Raw genomic sequence first — 3739 nt, forward strand, 5'->3', positions numbered from 1 at the left:
GGCAACGGCAACCAGCTCGATCCCGTCCGCGACAAGCTCCCCGCGGCGCAGATCCTCGAACTCGACCCGCGCGCGGATCTCGGCGCGCAGATCGCCGAGCAAGTCCGTGCCGGCGGAGTGGTCGCAATGGGCGCGCTCGGCGGCGACGGCACTGTCTCCGGTGTCGCCGAAGCCGCGGTCCGCCACGACCTGCCGCTCGCGGTCTTCGCCGGCGGAACCCTCAACCATTTCGCTCGCGACCTCGGCGTCGACGATCCCGCCGCCACAGTGGCGGCGCTGGAAACGGGCGAGGTGATGCGCACCGATATCGCGCGTGTGCGCTTCGGCGGCGACGGCGAACGCACCTTCGTCAACACCGCCAGCCTCGGCGGCTACCCGGACTTCGTGCGACTGCGCGAGAAGCTGGAATCGCGGCTCGGGAAATGGCCCGCCGCGGCGGTCGCGCTGCTGCGCGTGCTGTCTCGGGCGCAGCCGTTGCACGCCATCATCGACGGGGAGCGGGTCGAGATCTGGATGCTGTTCGTCGGCAACGGCACCTATCTGCCCGGCCACCAGATCCCGACCTCGCGCCCACGCCTGCACGGCGGCACCCTCGACGTCCGGTATCTGCGCGCGGATCTGCCGCTGTCGCGGACCCGGCTGATCTGGTCGACCATCACCGGCAGCCTGGAGCATTCGCACACCTATGTGCACCGGCGCGTGGCGCAGATGCGGGTCCAGGTGGTCGGCTCGGATGTCTCGCTCGCCACCGACGGCGAGGTCAACCATCGGGTGAGCGACCTCACCATCAGCAGCGAACCCGGCGCGCTCGGGGTTTTCCGGCCTGCCGAGCCCGCCGCCATCGAGAGCAACGGGCAACGCTGACCTGCGACGAGGCGCGACCGCCACTCCGGCACCGATGTGCACTCACCACGTGACGCGGCGACAGCAGTGACCGGTGTCGCGCCTGCCGGTCGGCGCCACGCCGGCGGTGGGCCTCGCGAGGCCCGCGCGGGCAACGCCTAGGCTGATCCGATGGTGTGGTTGGCGATCGTGCTCGCGGTGTCGGCGGTGAGTCTGACCTGGTTCGTCCTGCACGGTGACGCCGAGGCAGCGGTGGATGTGCCGATCATGGACTGGGTCGTCGCCCACCGCGTCGACGCGCTGACCCCGGTCGCCAAGGTGATCACCCACTCCGGCGGCACCATCGCCATGTGGTCGGCGGCGATCCTGGCGTGTGCGGTGCTGGCCAAACGCCGGCAGTGGCCCGAACTGACCCTGGTCGCGGTCACCGGAGCAGGTTCGGCGCTGCTGATCCCACTGCTCAAATCGGTGATCGACCGCGAACGCCCACCGGTGGCGGACCGGCTGGTCGTGGTCACCAGCCACTCGTACCCGTCGGGGCACAGCCTGGGTTCGGCGGTCGTGGTCGGCGTCATCGCCGCCGTCGTCATCACCGGGCTGCACCGACCAGGCCCGCGCTCTGCCGTGGCCGTGGCCGCGGCGACTTTCGTCGCGCTGGTCGGGCTGTCCCGGGTCTACCTCGGCGTGCACTGGCCCACCGACGTCCTGGCCGGCTGGACCATCGGCCTGCTCTGGTTGACCATCATGCTCAGCGGCTACGCCCGCTACCGGCGCACCCTGCCACCGGTCCCGGAGGCCGAACAGGCTCCGACGGCCGCCGCTCCCGCCGAGCCGAAGGCGAGCGCGCAGCGTAGCGCCGATACCTAGCGGTACTTCCCGACCGGCTCGAAACCTCAGCTCCCGCGCTCCAGCGGCAACCCCGCGTCTCGCCAGGCGATCAGCCCGCCGTCGAGGCTGTAGGACCGGTGCCCGGTGCGCTGGATCGCGGCGGCGAAGTGCCGCGACAGCTCGCCGGTGGGGCAGATGAACACCACGGGCCGGGACACGGAGAAGGGCGTGGCGTGGGCGAGCAGATCGGCCAGGTGATCGTCGGGGATATTGAGCGAATCGGGTACGTGGCCGATCCGGTACGCCATGGCGCCTCGGGTGTCCACCAGCACCGGATGCTCGGTGCGATTCAGTTCGGCGAGTTCGGCGGGCGTGAGGACCGGGACGGCGGCCAGCTCCTGCGGTGTCGGCGTGAATCGCCGGTTCGTGCCGCCGAACAGGTCGGGCCTGCGCTTCTTGATGTAGGACAGGTACGGTTCGATCCGATCGCAGACGACGATCACCGCCACGATCGGATCGGCGCCCGAACGCTCCACGGCGGCAAGGCTGTCCACGGCCGCCGCGTACGCCGCGCCGCTCGTCGGGCCGGCGAGCACTCCGTATCCGTTGGCCAGGGTCAGCGTCGCATCGATCGCGCGGGCCGAGTCCACGGTGACGATACGGTCGTAGAAATCGGGCTGGAACAGGCCGACATCCCACATCTCGTGTTCGGAACGGATTCCGGGGATGAAGTCCGACCGCTCCGACACCACCGCGATGGTGCGCAATTCCGGATGATGTTTGCGCAAGTAGGTGGCGGTGCCACGGGTCGACCCGGTGGTGCCGAGCCCACCGATAAGGTAGTCGACGCGGTCGATGCCCGCGGCGGCGAGGTCGTCATGGATCTCGCGGCCGGTGCCGTCGTGATGGGCTTGCACGTTCTTGTCGTTGGTGTACTGGGACGGATGGTGGAACGTGCCGGGTCGCTCCGCCATCATCGCTTCGATGACCGAATAGACGTCGTTGGGTGTGGTCGGATCGGGGCATTCGGACAGTCCGGGCAGTTCCACAATCTCGGTGCCCAGCAGGCGAAGCAGATCCCGCACCTCGTCGACCTTGATGCGGTTCGTCACCGCCCGCAACCCGATACCGTGCACCGCGCCGAGCAACCGCAACGCCTTGGCGGTATTGCCGCTCGACGCTTCGATGAGTGTCTGCCCCCCGTCGGCGAGGCCGGTCAGCTCGTCCCGGATCATCGCCCACGCGACCCGGTCCTTGACCGAGCCGAACGGGTTGTGCGACTCGAGTTTCGCGTACAGCTGCACGCCGTCGAGCCCGTGCACCGCGGGATCCAGGCGCAGCAGGGGAGTGTTGCCGACGAGTTCGGCGACGTGGTCGTAGAGCATCACCGCACCTCCGACAGCCCGGCCGCCGCCCCGGCTCGCCGCGCCGCGTCGTCGCGGACCCGGAACCCCGCGCCGTCACGGGTGACGGCGATCTTGGCAGCGGGCGGATGCATCGACGCCGTCGCCGCCGACAGATCCATGTGGTAGGCGGCGGTATTGGGGAACACCACCCGATCACCCGGGCGGGGCAGCCAGGGGAGTGCGACGACCCGGTTGGTGAGCAGATCCCGCTCCAAACACAGCCGTCCGGCGAAGAACACTTGCACCGCGCCCGGTTCCCGCATCTCACCCGCGTCACCGGGCAGCACCAGCGGATCGACCATGACCTCCTGATCGGCCGGTGTCACCGCGTCGCGGCTGATATCGAGATCCACGAGTACGGAGCCGTCGGCGGCTTCCTTCACCACCTCGACCGTCGCCACCGTGATGCCGGCGTGGTCCACGAGCGCCTTACCCGGTTCCAGCCACAGTTCGAGCAGATTGTCGGCCGCCACCTGCGCGACGGTCCGCCCACCGTGCCGCTCCAACGGCGCATCCAGCAATTCGGCCAGCATGTGCTCGGCGGCAACGGTATTGGCGTACTTGTGGAACACCGGCACCCCGCGCACGGTGGCGCCGTCCACCTGATAGCCGAAGGTGGTGTTGCCCCAGCTCATCGGCTCGCGCAGGCCGGCGAGCGATGC

Annotated in this window: 4 protein-coding genes; 2 read left to right on the forward strand and 2 right to left on the reverse strand. The window is 69.6% G+C overall.

Features of this window, described 5'->3' with window-relative positions:
- Both RJ05_RS11480 and RJ05_RS11485 read left to right on the forward strand, forming a co-directional pair.
- The coding region (locus RJ05_RS11480; RefSeq protein ID WP_036536685.1) for a diacylglycerol/lipid kinase family protein at positions 1 to 864 on the forward strand (864 nt) is incomplete at its 5' end.
- 150 nt (positions 865 to 1014) lie between these two features.
- Positions 1015 to 1710, forward strand: coding sequence for a phosphatase PAP2 family protein (locus RJ05_RS11485; RefSeq protein WP_051016442.1), 696 nt, complete (start codon positions 1015 to 1017; stop codon positions 1708 to 1710).
- 26 nt (positions 1711 to 1736) lie between these two features.
- On the opposite strand, the gene RJ05_RS11490 is transcribed toward RJ05_RS11485, so the two are convergent.
- Together RJ05_RS11490 and RJ05_RS31385 are read right to left on the reverse strand one after the other, a co-directional pair.
- The gene (locus RJ05_RS11490) at positions 1737 to 3056 is read right to left on the reverse strand and encodes a pyridoxal-phosphate dependent enzyme (protein ID WP_036536688.1); all 1320 of its coding nucleotides are present in this window, start codon (positions 3054 to 3056) and stop codon (positions 1737 to 1739) included.
- On the reverse strand, positions 3056 to 3739 hold a 684-nt coding region (locus tag RJ05_RS31385), incomplete at its 5' end, for a decarboxylase (protein ID WP_036536691.1). The genes RJ05_RS31385 and RJ05_RS11490, both read right to left, overlap by 1 nt.

It is taken from the genome of Nocardia cyriacigeorgica NBRC 100375, assembly GCF_000308555.1.
Lineage (GTDB): Bacteria > Actinomycetota > Actinomycetes > Mycobacteriales > Mycobacteriaceae > Nocardia > Nocardia cyriacigeorgica.